The 19,056-nt window shown below is 47.7% G+C and carries 19 protein-coding genes; 4 read left to right on the top strand and 15 right to left on the bottom strand.

What is annotated here, in order from left to right; translation table 11 throughout:
* Positions 1–133 precede the first annotated feature (133 nt).
* From ACO0LE_RS10865 to ACO0LE_RS10855, 3 genes are all read right to left on the bottom strand, one after another.
* Positions 134–2,371, bottom strand: coding sequence for a RelA/SpoT family protein (locus ACO0LE_RS10865; RefSeq protein ID WP_422960381.1), 2,238 nt, complete (start codon positions 2,369–2,371; stop codon positions 134–136).
* A 4-nt stretch (positions 2,372–2,375) separates the two neighbouring features.
* The gene (locus ACO0LE_RS10860; RefSeq protein WP_422960380.1) at positions 2,376–2,726 is read right to left on the bottom strand and encodes a RidA family protein; all 351 of its coding nucleotides are present in this window, start codon (positions 2,724–2,726) and stop codon (positions 2,376–2,378) included.
* A gap of 64 nt (positions 2,727–2,790) precedes the next feature.
* Positions 2,791–3,654, bottom strand: a complete 864-nt coding sequence (locus tag ACO0LE_RS10855; RefSeq protein ID WP_422960379.1) for an alpha/beta fold hydrolase — start codon at positions 3,652–3,654, stop codon at positions 2,791–2,793.
* A 240-nt stretch (positions 3,655–3,894) separates the two neighbouring features.
* Here ACO0LE_RS10855 and ACO0LE_RS10850 point away from each other — a divergent pair, with 240 nt between their 5' ends.
* Positions 3,895–4,689: a 3-hydroxybutyrate dehydrogenase gene (locus tag ACO0LE_RS10850; protein WP_422960378.1), complete on the top strand. Its 795-nt coding sequence runs from the start codon at positions 3,895–3,897 to the stop codon at positions 4,687–4,689.
* 389 nt (positions 4,690–5,078) lie between these two features.
* On the top strand, positions 5,079–5,630 hold the full coding sequence (locus ACO0LE_RS10845; protein ID WP_422960377.1) for a DUF3617 domain-containing protein: 552 nt from the start codon (positions 5,079–5,081) through the stop codon (positions 5,628–5,630).
* A 208-nt stretch (positions 5,631–5,838) separates the two neighbouring features.
* Here the strand turns inward: ACO0LE_RS10845 and ACO0LE_RS10840 are convergent, their stop codons facing one another.
* Positions 5,839–6,480: a CoA transferase subunit B gene (locus ACO0LE_RS10840; RefSeq protein WP_422960376.1), complete on the bottom strand. Its 642-nt coding sequence runs from the start codon at positions 6,478–6,480 to the stop codon at positions 5,839–5,841.
* A gap of 10 nt (positions 6,481–6,490) precedes the next feature.
* Positions 6,491–7,192 (bottom strand): CoA transferase subunit A, encoded by a 702-nt coding sequence (locus tag ACO0LE_RS10835; RefSeq protein WP_422960375.1) that lies wholly within the window; start codon positions 7,190–7,192, stop codon positions 6,491–6,493.
* A gap of 270 nt (positions 7,193–7,462) precedes the next feature.
* Between ACO0LE_RS10835 and ACO0LE_RS10830 the strand changes: the two genes are divergently transcribed.
* Positions 7,463–8,023 (top strand): LuxR C-terminal-related transcriptional regulator, encoded by a 561-nt coding sequence (locus ACO0LE_RS10830; protein ID WP_422960469.1) that lies wholly within the window; start codon positions 7,463–7,465, stop codon positions 8,021–8,023.
* Between the two features lie 40 nt (positions 8,024–8,063).
* On the opposite strand, the gene ACO0LE_RS10825 is transcribed toward ACO0LE_RS10830, so the two are convergent.
* Together ACO0LE_RS10825 and ACO0LE_RS10820 are read right to left on the bottom strand one after the other, a co-directional pair.
* A complete protein-coding gene (locus tag ACO0LE_RS10825; RefSeq protein ID WP_422956041.1) occupies positions 8,064–8,528 on the bottom strand; it encodes an acyl-CoA thioesterase in 465 nt (154 codons plus the stop codon).
* Positions 8,525–9,301, bottom strand: a complete 777-nt coding sequence (locus tag ACO0LE_RS10820; RefSeq protein WP_422956042.1) for an SDR family oxidoreductase — start codon at positions 9,299–9,301, stop codon at positions 8,525–8,527. Before ACO0LE_RS10820 ends, ACO0LE_RS10825 begins: the two co-directional genes overlap by 4 nt.
* Before the next feature lie 395 nt (positions 9,302–9,696).
* Between ACO0LE_RS10820 and ACO0LE_RS10815 the strand changes: the two genes are divergently transcribed.
* A complete protein-coding gene (locus ACO0LE_RS10815) occupies positions 9,697–11,319 on the top strand; it encodes an electron transfer flavoprotein-ubiquinone oxidoreductase (RefSeq protein ID WP_422960468.1) in 1,623 nt (540 codons plus the stop codon).
* A gap of 65 nt (positions 11,320–11,384) precedes the next feature.
* Here the strand turns inward: ACO0LE_RS10815 and ACO0LE_RS10810 are convergent, their stop codons facing one another.
* From ACO0LE_RS10810 to nuoI, 8 genes are all read right to left on the bottom strand, one after another.
* Complete coding sequence (locus ACO0LE_RS10810) at positions 11,385–11,960, bottom strand: NUDIX domain-containing protein (protein ID WP_422960374.1); 576 nt, start codon at positions 11,958–11,960, stop codon at positions 11,385–11,387.
* Entirely contained in the window at positions 11,953–12,261 is a 309-nt protein-coding gene (locus tag ACO0LE_RS10805) for a DUF2818 family protein (RefSeq protein WP_422960373.1), read from the bottom strand. Before ACO0LE_RS10805 ends, ACO0LE_RS10810 begins: the two co-directional genes overlap by 8 nt.
* A 22-nt stretch (positions 12,262–12,283) precedes the next feature.
* Complete coding sequence (gene nuoN, locus ACO0LE_RS10800) at positions 12,284–13,759, bottom strand: NADH-quinone oxidoreductase subunit NuoN (protein ID WP_422960372.1); 1,476 nt, start codon at positions 13,757–13,759, stop codon at positions 12,284–12,286.
* Between the two features lie 158 nt (positions 13,760–13,917).
* Positions 13,918–15,411 (bottom strand): NADH-quinone oxidoreductase subunit M, encoded by a 1,494-nt coding sequence (locus tag ACO0LE_RS10795; protein WP_422960371.1) that lies wholly within the window; start codon positions 15,409–15,411, stop codon positions 13,918–13,920.
* Positions 15,412–15,432: 21 nt separating this feature from the next.
* Complete coding sequence (gene nuoL / locus ACO0LE_RS10790) at positions 15,433–17,478, bottom strand: NADH-quinone oxidoreductase subunit L (RefSeq protein WP_422960370.1); 2,046 nt, start codon at positions 17,476–17,478, stop codon at positions 15,433–15,435.
* A gap of 100 nt (positions 17,479–17,578) precedes the next feature.
* On the bottom strand, positions 17,579–17,887 hold the full coding sequence (gene nuoK / locus ACO0LE_RS10785; protein WP_262835889.1) for an NADH-quinone oxidoreductase subunit NuoK: 309 nt from the start codon (positions 17,885–17,887) through the stop codon (positions 17,579–17,581).
* Entirely contained in the window at positions 17,888–18,535 is a 648-nt protein-coding gene (locus ACO0LE_RS10780) for an NADH-quinone oxidoreductase subunit J (RefSeq protein WP_422960369.1), read from the bottom strand.
* A 27-nt stretch (positions 18,536–18,562) separates the two neighbouring features.
* Positions 18,563–19,051 (bottom strand): NADH-quinone oxidoreductase subunit NuoI, encoded by a 489-nt coding sequence (gene nuoI / locus ACO0LE_RS10775; RefSeq protein WP_422960368.1) that lies wholly within the window; start codon positions 19,049–19,051, stop codon positions 18,563–18,565.
* Positions 19,052–19,056: the final 5 nt, after the last annotated feature.

The raw sequence follows: 19,056 nt of genomic DNA, 5'->3' as shown, positions 1-19,056 counted from the left end.
ATACGCTCAAGGTTTGTTTCAAAGCGCAACAGACATTCCCTAGCATTCATGCGCCTCCTAGCACCAAATACTGCCAGAAGGCGCGTTCACATTGCGGAATCAATAAGAGAGTAAATCCGCTTGCAAACAAAATTCACTGCCTGCGAACCTCAAGTACGCCACTGACTTCGCGAATCACGGCCAATGCTTTTTGCAATTGTGCTGTGCCACCGATCTCGGCAGTAAATGACATCCTTGCCTGCGATTTTGCACTTTGGGTATTCACGCCAATCACATTGATTTTTTCACGAGAAAATACTTCAGAAATATCCCGCAGCAGGCCTTGCCTGTCTTGCGCCAAGACGAAAATATCGACCGGATAAACCGTTTCTTTGCCGTGCTCGCCCCATGTCGTCTGAATGACGCGCTCCGGTGCTTTATGACGCATCTCTGCAAAATTTTTGCAGTTCAGCCGATGAATGGAAACGCCTTTGCCTCGCGTCACAAAACCGACGATTTCATCAGGCGGCGCGGGCTTGCAACAGCGCGCAAGTTGCGTCATCAGCCCCTCGGTGCCCACTACCAGCACACCTGACTTAGCACCTTGCGTCACACTCGATGCCCGGCTTTTATTGGTGATATTGACTTCGTCCGGATCGACAACCTCTACGTTCTCGCGCAAGACATTTTCAATCTGGCGCAAGCTGAATTCGTCTTTACCAACGGATAAAAATAATTCATCGACACTGGCAAAGCCCAACTTGTGTGCGAGGTCTTCCAGATTAACTGCGGTCTTTCCTTCTCGCTGCAAGGTTTTTTCAACCAAGGCACGACCGTTTGATAAGGTTTCTTGCTGATCAATGGCATTGAACCACGCGCGGATCTTGCTGCGCGTTCTGGTACTTGCCGAGTATTCTGCATTGAGCCAGTCACGTGACGGTCCGGCTTGCGGAGAGCCGACCTTGAGTGTAATGATCTCTATCGTCTGGCCGTTTTTCAGCGGCGTATTCAGAGGCACCATCACGTTATCGACACGCGCACCACGACAACGATGTCCGACATCCGTATGTAAGTGATATGCAAAATCGACCGGGGTTGAATTACTCGGTAATTCAATCACGCGCGCCTGCGGTGTCAGCACATAAATTCGGTCGTCCAGGCTTGCTGCCTTGATTTTTTCAACCCATTCACGCTGCAATTCTTCTTGCCCGACAACGACGTCGGCGACCTCGGTTTTCCATGCCAGCAGTTGCCGCAACCAGGCGATTTTTTCGTCATATTCCTGCGCAGAAAAATTCGATCCGCCAGACTCCTTATAACGCCAGTGCGCCGCGACACCGTATTCGGCGAACTGATGCATTTCGCGTGTGCGGATCTGCACTTCAAGCGGACGACCATCTTCGACGATCACCACTGTATGCAGTGACTTATAACCATTCGGCTTAGGCCGGGAAATATAATCATCAAACTCTTTGGGAATCGGCGTCCAAGCGTTATGGACGATTCCCAATACGGTATAGCAGTCGCGAATATCATCAACGACGACGCGGAAAGCACGCACGTCATACAACTCGTCAAAATCGACATCCTTGCCACGCATTTTTTTCCAAATGCTGTAAATGTGTTTAGGGCGACCAGACACTTCTGCCTTGACACCAGCCGCCTTCAATTCCGTGTTCAGGCGAGCGATAGCGGAGACCACAAAACTTTCGCGCTCGAGTCGCTTCTCTTCGAGCATTTTTGCAATACGCTTGTATTGCTCCGGTTCCAGAAAACGGAATGACAAATCCTCCAGCTCCCATTTTAATTGCCACACCCCTAGCCTGTTCGCCAGAGGTGCGTACAAATCCATGGTCTCACTCGCGTATTGCTGCGCAGCCCCGTCGTCACGCTTGCAATCAGCAAAATAACGCAAGGTCGTGACACGCGAAGCCAGCCTTACCAGCACTACGCGCATATCGGTCGCCATCGCCAGAACCATCTTGCGCAGCGTCTCCATTTGCGTTGCTGCTTTTTCAGCGGCATCTTTACCGCGTCCGACATCATGCTGCGTCAATGCGGCTTCGCGCAGACGCATCAGGCGACGGATACCGCTGACCAGATCAGCAATTTCCTTACCAAACCTTGATTCAATCTGTTCGGCGGCGACGGGACTCAGCTCAGGCAATTCAAATAACAGACCTGCGATCCGGGTATCGACATCCGTACGCAACATCGCCAGAGTAGCGACGACACCCTGAACAAACTGCAATGCATTTTGTTCAGTAACAACCTGACGATGTGCATACAAAGGTGTGATGAATTCCAGTGCCGCCATGACGCGATCACACTCGTTTTCAGACAAACCCTCAAGTAGTTGAGATTGCGACCCTGTCGCCGAAATGGAAACCATATACTTAATTCTGTGCGGCTGTGACGACAACCTCAATTAACCATACAGGATTTGCCAGCGCAGCCTGAACTGTCGCACGCGGCGGCGCATTACCTGACGCAACCCAGGCATCCCATGCCTGATTCATACCGCCAATTTGCTGGATATCGGATAAGAAAATATGACACATTAAAATGCGCGATTTATCGCTGCCGGCTTCGGCCAATAAGCGATCAACATGCCCTAATACTTCAGCGGTCTGGCAGATAATATCCTTGCTCGTATCTTCAGGAATTTGTCCGGCAAGATAAATCACTTTATTAAAAATAGCGATCTCGGACAGACGCTGTCCGACATGAAAACGTTGTAAGCTCATTGCATTCCTGATGACAGCAAAACTAGTTGATAACAACATGACTGTGGGCACTCGCCCAAACAGTTTACGTTAATAAAAATTCTCTGGCGATAGCGATTTGCTCCGGCTGGACAAAGGTCGGTGCATGCCCTACTCCTGCCAGTTCAACCACCTTTGCTCGTGGTCCACGTTGCTGCATTTCTGCCGCTGTTTCTGCGCTCAGCAAATCGGACTCAGCGCCCCTGACGACCAGTGTCTGGCACTGAATCGCATCATAGGTCACCCACAACATGGCCTGACCGGCCAGTGCCATTTCCGGTGTGGTCGCCTTAATCGGTATGGATAAATTTAAATCATAATGGCGTATCCACTGCCCTTCTTTATTCTGGCGTAAAACATCAGTGGCCAACTTATGCCACTGTGCTTCCGTATGCGGACCAAATGACGCAGATACCAGGCGAATATAAGCAGCGCCTTCATCAAAGCTGGCAAAACGCATATCTTGTCCGATGTAATCAGCAATCCGTGCAATCGCTGCGGGATTGAGTACGGGGCCGACATCATTGAGCAGCAATTTCCGGATTGGATTATCTGGCAGCGCCGCCATCCCCATGCCGATCAAACCGCCCATTGAAGTACCAAACCAGTCAATCACATCCGCATCCAGCCGCGCCAGCAGTGTCACCATATCGCTGACATATTGCGGTATCTGATAAAACTGTGGATTACGCAACCAGTCTGATTGCCCGCGCCCGACAATGTCAGGACAGACCACGCGGTAAGTGTCAGACATTGCCTCGGCCAGCGCATCGAAATCGTCTGCTACCCGCGTTACACCATGCACACATAACAGCACGCGAGAATTACGGGGATCGCCCCACTCCTTATACGAGACCCGATGCAATCCAGCAGGAGACAAACATTGAACTGACTTGCGTTGGACTGACATGAGGAACACCTTTCAAGAATGAGCGCAGCGAAGAGGATACGAAGAATATCAATAGCAGAGTTCTAGTAGTATTACTATGTCATCAAGTCGTCGCACTATTTCACTAGGCTAGCGCTTAAAATCATTGACGTCATTTGAATGCTTAGGGTTCACGTCATCTACCGGCCTCATAGCGGGGGCATGCCGGATAGCATAGGTAAGTTCTACAACCATCATTTTAAACATATACAAGGGGTCGCGATGCAAAATCATTCACTCAAAGGTAAAACAGCACTGGTTACCGGCTCAACCTCCGGTATTGGCTTGGGTATTGCCAGATCGTTTGCCGGAGCCGGTGCCAATATTATTTTTAATGGTTTCGGAGATGCGCAGGAAATCGCGGCCATGCAGGCTGCTGTGGCTCAAGAATTTTCGGTAAAAACGGCCTATCACAATGCCGATATGAGTAAAGCCGCCGAGATCACGGCAATGATGGATTATGCGACGAGTCAATTTGGCGGCGTCGATATCCTGGTGAATAACGCTGGCATCCAGCATGTGGCGAACATTGAGGATTTTCCGGTCGAAAAATGGGATGCCATCATTGCGATTAATCTGAGTTCAGCGTTCCATACGACACGCCTGGCCTTGCCTGGCATGAAAACCAAAAACTGGGGTCGCATCATTAATATCGCCTCAGTCCATGGTCTGGTCGCGTCAGCGCAAAAATCTGCCTACGTCGCCGCCAAACATGGCCTGATTGGCTTCACAAAAACCACGGCATTAGAAACTGCCCATACAGGTATCACCTGTAACGCAATTTGCCCGGGCTGGGTATTGACACCGCTGGTCCAGAAGCAAGTCGATGCGCGCGCAGCCGCTGACAACCTGAGTAATGATGACGCCAAGAAAGCCCTGCTCGCTGAAAAACAACCCTCAGGTGAATTCGTTACGCCCGAACAATTAGGTGCTCTCGCTGTATTTTTCTGTAGCGACGCTGCCAATCAGGTACGCGGCGTAGCGTGGAATATGGATGGTGGCTGGGTCGCCCAATAACGGCTTATAGCAAAAAAGGCGGGAGTTTGAACGGATCTGGGGTGAAATAACTTTGAATTTCGCCCTTAGCGAACTATATTAGTAATTCATCATCTATTTAGCTGATCGGGACTTTCGCAAAACGACATTTGCTTACCACTAGTCATATTGAATCCGCAGGCTGGGTGAGGCTTCCAGAGACATTTTGCGCCAACAGGCGCATCAGGCTTACGGATTCATTTGAGGAACTTCAAAAATCTTCAACCGACATCCTATGGAACTGCTTACCCCTGCCTTGTATTTGTGTCTCTGTGTCACAGCGCCTCTGTGTCACTTTGGTAAGAGGTCTTGGTTTTTTCGTTAGTCCTATTGATGCTCCTTTACTCTACTTTCTGTCTATGAGGCTAGCTATGCACACGCAACCGACATCTGTCATCCTGACCTCTTTACTAGGCTTATTCATCGCTACAACAACTCCTGCTGTTTTTGCCGCAGGCAAAATGAAGCCTGGCTTGTGGGAGATGACCATGCAGTCGGATGCGATGAAAAATATGCCGGCGATTCCTCCAGAACAGCTAGAGAAAATGAAGCAGATGGGCATCAAAATACCCATGATGCAAAATGGTGGCATGACACATCAGGTCTGTATTACGAAGGAAATGGCGGAGCGTGATCACCCCGCCACGGGGCAAAAAGAAGACGCTGCCTGCAAGCCCAAAAACATCCAAAACAGCGGAGGTACATGGTCGATGGATCTGATCTGCGACAGTCCCGACATGAAGGGCACAGGAACGGTCAAAGGCATGTATAGCGGAGATAGCGCAATGCAATCGACCTATGACTTTAAAGGGGTTGCTCATGGAAAACCCATCAGTCAACATGTGGAAACCAAGGGCAAGTGGTTGTCAGCTGATTGTGGCGATGTCAAACCAGCCGGCGAGATGGCAAAGAAAAAACAGTAAGATGCTTCAATTTTTTAAAAAACAGGGAGTATCACTCTCAGACGTCCAAGTCCGCTCGTCAATCATAGGGAAATGAGGAATTAATCCCTATACAGCACCCAGTATATTCAATACGAGTTTTCTATTAGACCGAGATTACTTCTGCAAAAAAAAGCCAGCAATATGTGCTGGCGTTTTACATTGACACGACCGGATTAGCGAAATCTCATCAGGCAAATGCGCTAATATCCAATGCGGCTTCTGTTTTCGCAGTGATTTCTTCGATGCTGACACCGGGCGCGAGTTCGATCAATCTCAATCCTGCCGGTGTCACGTCGATCACGCCAAGATCGGTGATGATGCGATTCACAACACCTACACCGGTTAAAGGCAGATTGCAGGATTTCAGGATTTTGTGCGTATCACCTTTTGCGACGTGCTCCATCAAGACCACAACATGACCGACGCCAGCAACCAGATCCATCGCACCGCCCATGCCTTTGACCATCTTGCCGGGGATCATCCAGTTCGCCAGATCACCATGCTCGCTGACCTGCATTGCACCCAAAATAGCAAGATTGATCTTGCCACCGCGTATCATCGCAAAAGAATCTGCCGAGCTGAATATCGATGATCCGGGTAATGTCGTCACGGTCTGCTTACCGGCATTAATCATGTCGGGATCTACTTCTGCTTCTGTCGGAAACGGGCCTATTCCCAATAAACCATTTTCAGATTGCAACCAGACTTCCATTCCTTGCGGCACATGATTCGCAACCAGGGTTGGCAAGCCAATGCCCAAATTGACATAATATCCGTCCTGCAATTCCTTTGCCGCACGTGCAGCCATTTCATCACGATTCCAAGCCATCTTGTTCTCCTTATTCTGCTGGGCGAACAGTGCGCTGTTCTATGCGTTTTTCAGGCGTTGCATTCACAACGATGCGGTGAACAAAAATGCCTGGCGTATGAACATCATCAGGATCAATCTCACCTGTTTCTACAAGTTGCTCTACTTCAACCACGGTGATTTTACCTGCCATAGCGACATTCGGATTGAAGTTGCGTGCTGTTTTGCGATAGACCAGATTGCCTGACTTATCGGCCTTATAGGCTTTGACCAGCGAGACATCGGCAACCAGAGAACGCTCCATCACATAACGCTGTCCGTCAAATTCGCGGATCTCTTTACCGTCCGCCACAATCGTGCCGACGCCGGTTTTCGTGAAAAATGCGGGAATACCCGCGCCGCCGGCACGTAATTTTTCAGCGAGAGTGCCCTGTGGTGTAAATTCAAGTGCCAGTTCGCCAGCCAGATACTGACGTTCAAACTCTTTATTTTCGCCAACGTAAGAAGCGATCATTTTTTTGATCTGGCGGGTAGTCAACAACTGCCCCAGACCAAAGCCATCCACACCAGCATTATTCGAAATCGCTGTCAGGTTCTGAACGCCAGAATCGCGCAAGGCAGCAATCAGCGCCTCGGGAATACCGCAGAGTCCAAAACCGCCGACCGCAATGGTTTGACCATCTTTGACGATATCTGCCAGAGCCGAGGCAGCGTCAGGATAAACCTTATTCATTTTTTCCCTTTTTAATGATGAAAACGTCTCGTCACACGCATTCCGTCCAGACGGAAATTTTTTATGCATTTTTTAACGCGCATCTCTTATGATACACACAGCATAAGATGCTACTCTATGCCGCGCAATACCGTAAAAATACCTGATTTTTATTTAATTTTTTCGACCTTTATTTCATTGATCAATCATGGCTGTGCAGACGAAGGCTATGACAGCGTTCATGATGTGAAAACGAAATTCCCAACCCCATTCGAGACCAGATTACTCACTATGAATGTAGCGCAGGCCATCAATTTTGAAACTATTTTTCAGCAGGCTCCCGTCGGTATGTGCGTCTCTCAAAACCGCATCATCCGCGCCTGCAACGATGATCTAGCCAACATGTTTGGTTATCAAAAAGAAGAGTTGCTCGGCCAATCATTTCTTGTACTTTACCCGACTCCAGATGAGTTCGAACGGACAGGTGCCCGCATCACACCGATCATGAGCAGCAAAGGCTACTATTCCGACGAACGCATCATGAAGCGCGCCAATCAAGAACTCTTCTGGTGCCACGTATCAGGACGTGGACTACACAAAGAAGACGCACATGCCGCTGGCATATGGACCTTTGAAGATCTGAGCTCAAAACGTTCTGTGACCGCCGAACTGACACCACGCGAAAGAGAGATTGCCGCCTTACTGGTTGAGGGTAAAACCAGTAAGTTAATCGCTCGTCAAATCGGACTCAGTCCCAGAACCGTGGAAATGCACCGGGCTAAGCTGATGCGCAAATTTACAGCATCTACCTCGAGTGAGCTGGTACACAAATTATTACGTATCGTCAGCTAATACCGCAGCAAATAAGACAGCCATTACTACCTCAACACAGTTACGCAGTTCTCGCGCGACGCTGTGGCTTGGCAGCCGATTTTAACTCCGTCAGTTTTTGCTTGATCGCCTCAGGTAATGCCGTCGATTTTTGCGTTTGCGCGTCCACCCAGACAACTTTGGCGCCGCCCTCGGCGTACAAAGCATAACCATCACCGACACTGCGCATTTCTTGAATTGTTTCAAAGCTGCTACGACCTGCATCGCCGATATAAGTACAGACCTCGACCTGGTCAGGATATTTCAGCGGACGCTTGAACGTGCAATGCGCATTCACAATCACTGGCCCATTACCTTTGTCGTCAGGCAAACAGCCTAGCATCGTCAGCCACTCGATGCGCGCCTGCTCCATGTAGCGAAAGTACACCGTATTATTGACATGTCCCATCGCATCCATATCGCCCCAGCGAATAGGAATGGTCACGGTATAAACCAATTTTTTATCAGGCACTTTCTGATCTATCATTGCGCACTCATTCCATCGTCTGCCGTCACTATCGCTCCGTTCAGGAAACGTGACTCTTCTGCCGCCAGCAGCAACAATAGACCATCAAGATCTTCCGGCACGCCAACGCGTTTTCTCGGCAACATGTCGATCAGTTTCTGGCCTTGCTCGCTGCTGAAATGATCTTGATTGATTTCCGTAGAAATATAGCCCGGGCAAATTGCATTGACGTTGATACCAAACTTGCCCCATTCGACGGCCATTGATTTCGTCATATGCACGACTGCGGCTTTACTGACGCAGTAAATGCCAATTTGCGGCAAGACACGTAAGCCAGCAACCGAGGCAATATTAATGATGCGATGTTGTTTTTTGGGATCACCCTTATAGCGTGCAATCATCCGCTTAGCTGCTTCCTGGGCAACGAAAAAAGCACCGCGTTGATTGGTATCCATCACATAGGCATAGTCTTCCGGCGTCACGTCAATCAGACGCTGTGTCGTTGAAACGCCGGAGTTATTAATGAGAATATCAATCGGGCCCGCTTCGGTTTCTGCATGAGCAATCGCCGATTTGATGCTCGCGTAATCTGTCACATCAAGCGCAACAACATGGGCAGCACCGCCCTCTGCCTCAATCTCTGCACGCAATTCTTTTAAGCGGTCGATACGACGCGATGCCAGCACCACCTGAGCACCAGCCTGCGCAAGAATTTTGGCAAACCGGGCACCTAGGCCGCTGGATGCTCCTGTGACTAATGCAATTTTTCCCTCAAAATTAACTTCAATACCCATTTGATTCTCCGGATGAAAATGCTGACAAAATATCGGCTAAAAACTGTAATCGAAATCCTGCAAAAAGCTTGAGTAAGCGTACCACTCTAAATGTGCCGCTATGATGACATAGCCACCATGTTTGTGTTTTATAAATTCCCGGTTTCACGACTATTTTTCTCAGACTGAAGAGAGAAAAAGCATGAAAATGCTGCATCTTGCCAAGTGCTCTGCGATAATTCACCCACAATAAAAGCAGGCATCACACAATTTTTAGAACAGATGCTCAGCTTGCAGAATAAAGTCACAGCATATAACATACCGACAACAAATAAGCACGTTCGTTCGTAAATTTTCTGAAAGCGATAATCACCATGACACAAAGCCTAGTAGAGCAATACGGTCCGCGCGATGCGATGGAATATGACGTCGTCATCGTCGGTGGCGGCCCTGCCGGCCTGTCCGCTGCGATCAAGCTCAAACAACTCGCTGCCGAAAAAGGCAATGAAGTGTCGGTCTGCGTTCTGGAAAAAGGCGGCGAACCTGGCGCGCACATACTGTCCGGTGCCGTCATGGATCCCAAAGCGCTGAGCGAGTTATTTCCGAACTGGAAGGAAATGGGCGCGCCGTTAAATACCGCAGTCACCGAAGATCGTGTCCTCGTTCTGACCGAAAAAAAAGCATACAAAACACCAAACTGGATGTTGCCAGCCTGCTTTGAGAATCATGGCAACTATATCGTCTCACTGGCAAATGTCACTCGCTGGCTAGGCCAGCAAGCCGAGGCGCTGGGTGTCGAGGTATTTCCTGGCTTTGCCGCCGCTGAAGTGCTGTACAACGGCGATGGATCGGTTAAGGGCGTAGCGACAGGCAATATGGGCGTAGACCGTCATGGCGCGGCCTCTCCGGCCTTTCAGCTGGGTATGGAACTGCATGCAAAATACACTTTATTCGCCGAAGGTGCGCGTGGTCACCTGGGCAAACAAGTGATCTCAAAATACGATCTGAGCAAAGGTAAAGATCCACAGTCATACGGTATCGGCATCAAAGAATTATGGGAAATCGATCCCACACAACATAAGCCAGGTCTGGTGGTTCACACAACAGGATGGCCGTTAATGGATCAATACAGCGGATCTTTCCTGTATCACCTGGAAAACAATCAGGTTGCAGTCGGCTATGTCGTTGGTCTAGCCTATGAAAACCCTTACCTGTCACCGTATGAGGAGTTTCAGCGCTTTAAAACGCATCCGGCAATTTGCAGCTTCTTTGAAGGTGGCAAGCGTATTTCTTATGGCGCACGTGCGATTACTGCTGGCGGCTTGCAATCGCTGCCTAAACTGACATTCCCAGGTGGCGCTTTGATTGGTTGTGATGCTGGCTTCTTGAATATGAGCCGTATCAAGGGTAGCCATGCAGCGATTAAAACAGGCATGCTGGCGGCGACCGCCGCTTTTGATGCATTGGGTGCACAACGTCAGCACGATGAACTGACAGCCTACTCAACAGCATTTGAACAGTCTTGGCTACATGAGGAATTGCATACCGCGCGCAATGTAAAGCCTTTACTGAAAAAGGGAACCTATGGTTCTCCACTAGTCTGGCTGGATCAGGTTGTCTTGCGAGGCAAGGCTCCATGGACCTTGCATCACTCAAAAGCCGATCATGAATGTTTGCGCCCTGCGTCCGAATTCCAGCCGATTGTGTATCCGAAACCGGATGGCAAACTGACGTTTGACCGCCTGTCGTCGGTATTTATTTCCAATACGAACCACGCCGAAGATCAGCCGATTCATTTAACCTTAAAAGATGCAAGCGTCCCGGTCGGCATCAATCTGGCGACCTATGCCGGGCCAGAATCCCGTTATTGCCCTGCTGGCGTGTATGAGTTTGTGAAGACGGAAGAAGGCGCAGACCGCCTGCAAATCAATGCGCAAAACTGTGTCCATTGTAAAACTTGCGACATCAAAGATCCGACACAAAATATTGTATGGGTTACTCCCGAAGGTGGCGGTGGACCTAACTATCCAAGTATGTAACACTATAAAAAATGCCGCGTTAATCGCGGCATTTTTTTAAACTGCATCAAGCTTGGAATGACTGTTCACCATTTTTCAACAATCACTCTCTCTAGCCAAAAACTGCCGATAACAGTTTTTACGTCCGTGATTTTTCCCGTCCTCACCCAGTCTAAAAGTTCAGGAATAGTCGCAGTAAACGTTTCGAGAAATTCTTCTTCATCTAACTGCGCTTTTCCGGCAACCAGTCCTTTGGCGAGAAAAATATCCAGATGCTCATCTGAGTACGCAATTGCGTTATGAATCGTACAAAGATAACGCCAATCGGTTGCGGTGTATCCAGTCTCTTCGAGCAATTCGCGTTTAGCGCAAACTAAGGCATCTTCGTCAGGATCAATTTTACCGGCCGGGAATTCGATAAACACCTGATTGAGTGGATAGCGAAACTGACGTTCCATCAGCACAGTACCGTCATCAAGCAATGGCAAAATGACGACCGCACCAGGATGTTTTATATATTCACGGGTAACTTGATTAGCATCAGGCAAACGAACTATATCTTTTTCGACTTTGAGAAAACTACCTGAGTAAGCAAGCTCTCCACTCACTTTTATCTCAGCAAGATGAGGATTCGCATCCGGGCTCAATATCAGCTTATCCATGCTGTTTTCTCAGGTAACGGTATACAAAACCTGGAAACGCAAGAACGATGAACAGGCATGAAGTAATCGCATAAAATTCCCATGTCTGGGTAAAGCGGTTACCTGCTTTAGATTCGAGCAGGCTGGCGATGAACCCAAGCGAGAAATAAAAGACAGTTAGCTCAAGCAAACAGAACCAAAAGGGCTTTGCGAGCCAGCTTGACACTGGAATGATTGCGAACAGGCGATCATTGAAAAACGGCAAATTGGCCGCGATTATCGCCAGGATAATAACCAGCCAGGCAGATGCAGAAACTTCCACTAAAGAGTATCCGGAAAATACATCAGGACGCTAAGGTCTTGATGATTGCATTAGTGCAAGCTGACATCAAAGAACCCGGCATCAAGCCCATCACCAGAACAGCAATACCGTTGATACTAAGGACAATACGCATATCTGTACTAGCGACGATCGCATGCTGATCTGCCGGCTGATCAAAGTACATCAATTTCACTACGCGAATATAGTAAAAAGCACCGATCAATGAGAACAGAACCGCTGCAACAGCGAGCCATACCTGACCAGTTGACAACACAGCTTTCAATACAGACAATTTTGCGTAAAAACCCATCATTGGCGGGATGCCAGCCAGCGAGAACATCAATAACAACATCACCAGCGCAAACCATGGGCTACGTTTATTGAGGCCTTTCAAATCATCGAGATTTTCAGCTTCAAAACCTGAACGTGCCAACAACATGATCACGCCAAAAGTACCCAGCGTCGTCAGCACGTAAGTGATGCTGTAGAACATAGAGGCACTGTAAGCTTCGGCAGCAAAACTTGTATTGTGACCCACAACGCCTGACAACAAGCCCAATAGCATAAATCCCATCTGGGAGATCGTTGAGTAAGCAAGCATGCGCTTCAGATTTGTCTGAGCGATCGCTGTAATATTACCAATGGCCATGGACATCACAGCTAATACGACCAACATTTGCTGCCAGTCTATCGCTTGTGGAAAAAGTCCCTCAACAAGCAAGCGGAAACAAATAGCAAAAGCAGCGAGCTTCGGCGCACCACCTAGCAGAAGCGTTACTGCGGTAGGAGAACCCTGATAAACGTCAGGCACCCACATATGGAACGGTACAACACCGAGTTTAAATGCTAGACCAGCGACCAAGAAGACAATACCAAATACTAAAATCTGCTTGTTTGCAGCAGGCGAAGCAGCGGCCTTAGCTACTTCCGCCAGATCCAGCGATCCAGTTGCACCGTACAACATGGATATACCATATAACAAGAAACCGGATGCCAGAGCGCCAAGAATGAAATACTTCATCGCCGCTTCTGTTGAAACAGTATGATCTCTGCGCAATGCAACCAGTGCATAAAGAGACAGAGACATCAATTCCAGACCAAGATAAATTACCAGGAAATTGTTCCCCGAAATCATTACCATCTGACCAAGCAAAGAAAACAGGGCAAGTACATAGAACTCGCCACCTAGTTTGTCATTTGTCATGCCACGATCAGTCGCATATTGGCGACCATAAATCAATGTCAAACCGACTGCGATGTAGGAAAATAGTTTAAGCAAATTCGACATCGGGTCAGACACGAACATTTTATTACTTAGGTAAACCGAAATCTCTCCGCTAGGATTCGTCACCGTCAACACGCCACATATCGCCAGAGTAAGGATACTCAGTGCATATGTCACGTTACGTTTATCATCTGCTAAAAACATGTCGATCAACAAAATTACGCAGATCGCAAGGAGCAAAAAAATTTCAGGATAAAGTGGTATCAGGTTCATATAGTTTCGTTTGTACTAAGTGCTAGCATCGATCTGTAGTTGCGCGAGCATTTTGTATGCTCGTTCACAATTCAGTCTTTTATTATTTCTAAGCGTATCGTCCGGTTTACTGCTCATTTCGCCGCTCAATTAATTGTCCACCCAATTATTCAACGTACTCAGGGTGTGATCTTTGTCGCTGCGACATGCTTTAATAAGTCTGCAACAGAAACCTGCATTGCATCAGTGAATGGCGCTGGGTACAAACCCATTGCAATGACCGCGATCGCTAAAACACCCAACATGAAAAATTCGCGTTTATTAAGATCTGTCAACTGTGCGACATGCTCATGCACAATCGCACCGAACACAACACGCTTCACCATCCAGAGAGAGTAAGCAGCGCCGAAGATCAGCGCGGTCGCCGCTAGCATTCCAATCCAAAAATTGAACTGGACCGCACCAAGGATCACCATGAATTCGCCAACAAATCCCGATGTCGCAGGCAAGCCGCAGTTTGCCATTGAGAAAAGAACGAATAAAGCAGCAAACTTCGGCATCGTATTCACAACGCCACCGTAATCAACAATCTGACGAGAATGCACGCGATCGTACAAGACACCGATACACAAGAACATTGCGCCGGAAATAAAGCCGTGTGAAATCATCTGAACAATCGCACCTTGTACCGACATGTCGTTAAACATGAAGAATCCTAGTGTGACAAAACCCATATGAGCGATGGAAGAATACGCAACCAGTTTTTTCATATCTGCCTGCACCAGTGCTACCAGACCAATGTAGATAACTGCGATCAGAGACAAGGTAATAATAAAGCCAGATAAATAATGACTCGCATCCGGTGCAATCGGCAGAGAAAAACGTAAGAAACCGTAGGCGCCCAATTTCAACATGATAGCGGCCAGAACAACTGAACCACCAGTTGGTGCTTCTACGTGAGCATCAGGCAACCACGTATGCACTGGCCACATTGGCACTTTGACCGCAAACGCCATCAGGAAAGCCAGAAAAATCATAATCTGTGTTGACAATGGCAATGGCAATTGGTGCCAGGCCAAGATATCAAAGCTATTTCCTGCCTTAAAGTAGAGGTAAATAATCGCGACCAAAGTCAGCAGAGAACCCATCAATGTATAGAGGAAAAACTTGAATGCGGCATACACGCGATTTGGACCACCCCAGACACCAACGATAATGAACATCGGTATCAGAGTCGCCTCAAAGAATACATAAAACAGCAACCCGTCAGTGGCGCAGAAAACACCAATCATCAAGCCCGACAATATCAGGAAAGCCCCCATATATTGCGCAACTTGTTTTTCAATAACTTCCCAGGCAGCAATCACAACAATTACCGTAATGAAGGCAGTCAATGGCACCAGCCATAATGAAATACCGTCGATGCCTAACGCATAAAAGACGTTCAAGCGCTCTATCCAGGCACTCTTTTCCACAAACTGCATACCATGCGCTGCGTTATCAAAGCGTTCAATTAGAGGAATCGTCACCAGCAAACTGGCTAGCGAGCCGATTAACGAGACACTCCGCGTCAGGCCAGGATTGCTATCGCGACCAAATGCCAGCACAAAGAGTCCAAAAATAATGGGACACCAGATTGCGAGGCTGAGTAGGTAAGAAGTTGACTGCATCATGAGTTCTTTTTTATGAATTACTTATTTAGCTAACGGGAACATGAAGGGAAACATGAAGTAAGACAAAAAGCCTAACACTCCAAGAATCATCACAAACGCATAATGATACAGATAACCAGTCTGCAACAAACGCACTCCCTTAGACAACCATCCAACCAGTTTGGCACTGCCGTTAACGATGAGACCATCAATCAAGCTTTTATCGCCGACATTCCACAACCCGCCACCCAACAAACGTGCACCACCGGCAAACACGATTTCATTGAATTTATCCATGTAGTATTTGTTGTCGAGCAACGTGTAGACGGCACTGAACTTCTGCTTGATCATTGTTGGGATTGCAGGCTTGACCATGTAGAAGAAGTAAGACAATGCCACGCCAGCCAAGGCTAACCAGAATGGTGGCGTCATCAGCGCATGGACGCCCATCGCTTGCCAGCTATGGAATTCTTCCTTCAACTCACTCATCGCATGGTGGGCATGGTGATCAATGAAAATCACATCTTTGAAGAAGTCACCATATAACATAGGTTCGATCGCATACAAACCGATGAAGACCGATGGAATTGCCAACAAAGCCAAGGGAACCCAAACCACCGCTGGAGATTCATGCGGTTTTTGTCCTGGTGCGAGACCGTGATGGTGATCATCATGATGATCGTCGTGACCGTGCGCATCGTGGGCATGCCCAAAGTTTTCTTTACCGTGGAAGACCAAGAAATACATACGGAAGGAATAGAAAGCGGTCACGAAGACACCCGCCAATACCGCAAATTTAGCGAACCCAGCGGCTGGCAAATGCGACAACATAACAGCTTCGATAATAGAATCTTTTGAGTAGAAGCCTGAAAAGAATGGCGTACCGATCAATGCCAGAGAACCTAATAATGAAGTGATCCAAGTTACTTTCATGTACTTACGCAGGCCACCCATGTTGCGAATGTCTTGATCATGATGCATACCAATAATCACTGAACCAGCCGCTAAGAACAGCAAAGCTTTAAAGAAGGCATGCGTCATCAAATGGAATACAGCGACTGAATAAGCAGATGCACCTAAAGCCACAGTCATATAGCCTAATTGAGACAAGGTTGAGTATGCGACCACGCGTTTAATATCGTTTTGGATGATGCCAAGAAAACCCATGAACAAGGCTGTTATGGAGCCTATGACCATAATGAAATTCAACGCTGTATCAGACATCTCAAACAATGGTGACATACGTGCCACCATGAAAATACCCGCGGTAACCATCGTCGCAGCGTGAATCAAAGCAGAAATCGGGGTTGGACCTTCCATAGAATCAGGCAACCACACGTGCAATGGGAATTGCGCCGACTTACCCATAGCACCGATAAACAAACAGATACAGGCAACCGTGATCAGCATCCAGTCAGTACCAGGCAACATCAACGGAGCTAACTCTGCTTTTTTCGCAAAGACTTCTGCATAGTCCATAGAGCCTGTGTAGGCCACTAACAAACCAATGCCCAAGATAAAACCAAAGTCACCAACACGATTCACCAAGAAGGCTTTCATGTTTGCGTAAATAGCAGTTGGCTTGGTGTACCAGAAGCCAATCAACAAGTAAGAGACCAAACCCACTGCTTCCCAGCCAAAGAATAATTGCAAGAAGTTATTGCTCATCACGAGCATCAACATCGAGAAAGTAAACAAAGAAATATAAGCAAAGAAGCGGTTGTAGCCTTCGTCTTCAGCCATATAGCCAACGGTGTAGATATGCACCATCAATGACACGAAGGTCACCACACACATCATCATTGCAGTCAAGCTATCGACCAAAAAACCGACTTCCAGCTTCAGGCTGCCAACCGTCATCCAGTGGTACAGAGTGGCGTTGTATTTTGCGCCATCGAGTACTTGTGACAAGGTCATACAAGAGAGAATAAATGCAATCAGTACGCCAAGAATAGTCGCTGTATGAGATACCTTACGACCGACGAGATTGCCGAAAAATTTAGTGCCTAACAGACCCGCAATGGCAGAACCCGCAAGAGGTGCCAATGGTACAGCCAGTAGTAAATGTGGGTTTAGTTGCCCCGCCATGATGACCCTTTGTTAGCTTATTACTTTTTTAAATCGCCAGTGAGTTTAATCTGGTTGTCGTTGTATCCAAAGATCACAACAAGACAACCGGCAAAACTCGTTATCCTTTGAGCGCATCCAGATCTTCTACATCAATGGTATCCATATTGCGGAACATCACCACGAGGATAGCCAGACCAATCGCAGACTCTGCAGCAGCCACGGTCAGAATAAAGAATACAAAAATCTGTCCTGCTGCATCACCAAGATAATGCGAAAATGCGATGAAATTCATGTTGACAGCAAGCAGCATCAACTCGATTGCCATCAATAGAACGATAATATTTTTGCGATTCAGAAAAATACCGACGATAGAGATCGCGAATAAAATCGCACCTAATATCAGGTAATGTGTCAATGTTAAAGTCATTTACGCCTCTGTCTTTTCTGTTGTTCCGCCCAAACCAGCTCTGTCGCGGGCACGGTCAGAATCGGCAACCATACTGACCATGCGAACACGGTCATTGCGCTTAACTTTGACTGCTTCGGCAGGATCGAAATATTTACTGTCTTTACGACGACGCAAAGTCAGCGCGACTGCGGCTACGATCGCCAGCAAAAGGATCGCAGCGGCAACCTCAAAAGCGAACATATAGTGAGTAAAGATTTCTATACCTAATGACTTGGTATTGCCAATGTTTTCTGATGCAGCAGGAATATGATTATCAGGGCGCAAAAATCCGCGCCATAATACTGCTGACATTTCCAGAACAATGGCCACACCGACAAAGGCAGCAAGAGGAAAATGACTCCAGAAGCCCTGACGTAACTTATCCATATTTATGTCAAGCATCATCACGACAAACAGGAACAAAACCATCACAGCGCCAACGTATACCAGCACCAGGACAATCGCCAAAAATTCAGCTTTCAACAACAACCAGATACCTGCAGCAGTAAAAAAAGCGAGAACTAAAAACAATGCAGCATGTACCGGGCTTCGTGCGGTAATAACTTGAATCGATGCGAAAATCAGAATCGCAGCAAACACATAAAATAAAGCAGTGGTAAATTCCATAGCGAGCTAAATCCTAGTTATACCGAATTAACGGTAAGCCGCATCAGCGGCGCGAGCGGCAGCGATTTCTGTTTCATAGCGATCACCTACAGCCAACAGCATCTCTTTGGTGAAATATAAATCACCACGCTTTTCACCGTGATATTCCAATACGTGAGTTTCTACAATCGAATCTACCGGACATGATTCTTCGCAAAATCCGCAAAAAATGCATTTAGTTAAATCGATATCGTAACGCGTCGTACGACGTGAACCATCTTCCCGTTGGTCAGATTCAATCGTAATTGCCATTGCCGGACAAACTGCCTCACACAACTTACAGGCAATACAACGCTCTTCTCCGTTCGGATAACGACGTAAGGCATGCAGGCCACGGAAACGTGGAGACTGTGGTGTTTTTTCCTCAGGAAATTGCACCGTGATCTTGCGGGCGAACATATAGCGACCTGTCAGGGCGAGGCCCTTGATCAGTTCGCGCAGCATTAGGCTGCCAAAAAAATCCTTGATTGCTTCCATTTTTT

Origin of the sequence: Undibacterium sp. Xuan67W (assembly GCF_049340165.1) — a bacterium.
Classification (GTDB): Bacteria; Pseudomonadota; Gammaproteobacteria; order Burkholderiales; family Burkholderiaceae_D; genus Undibacterium.
Note: the sequence above shows the minus strand (reverse complement) of the source record. Positions and strands in the feature narration are given on the sequence as shown.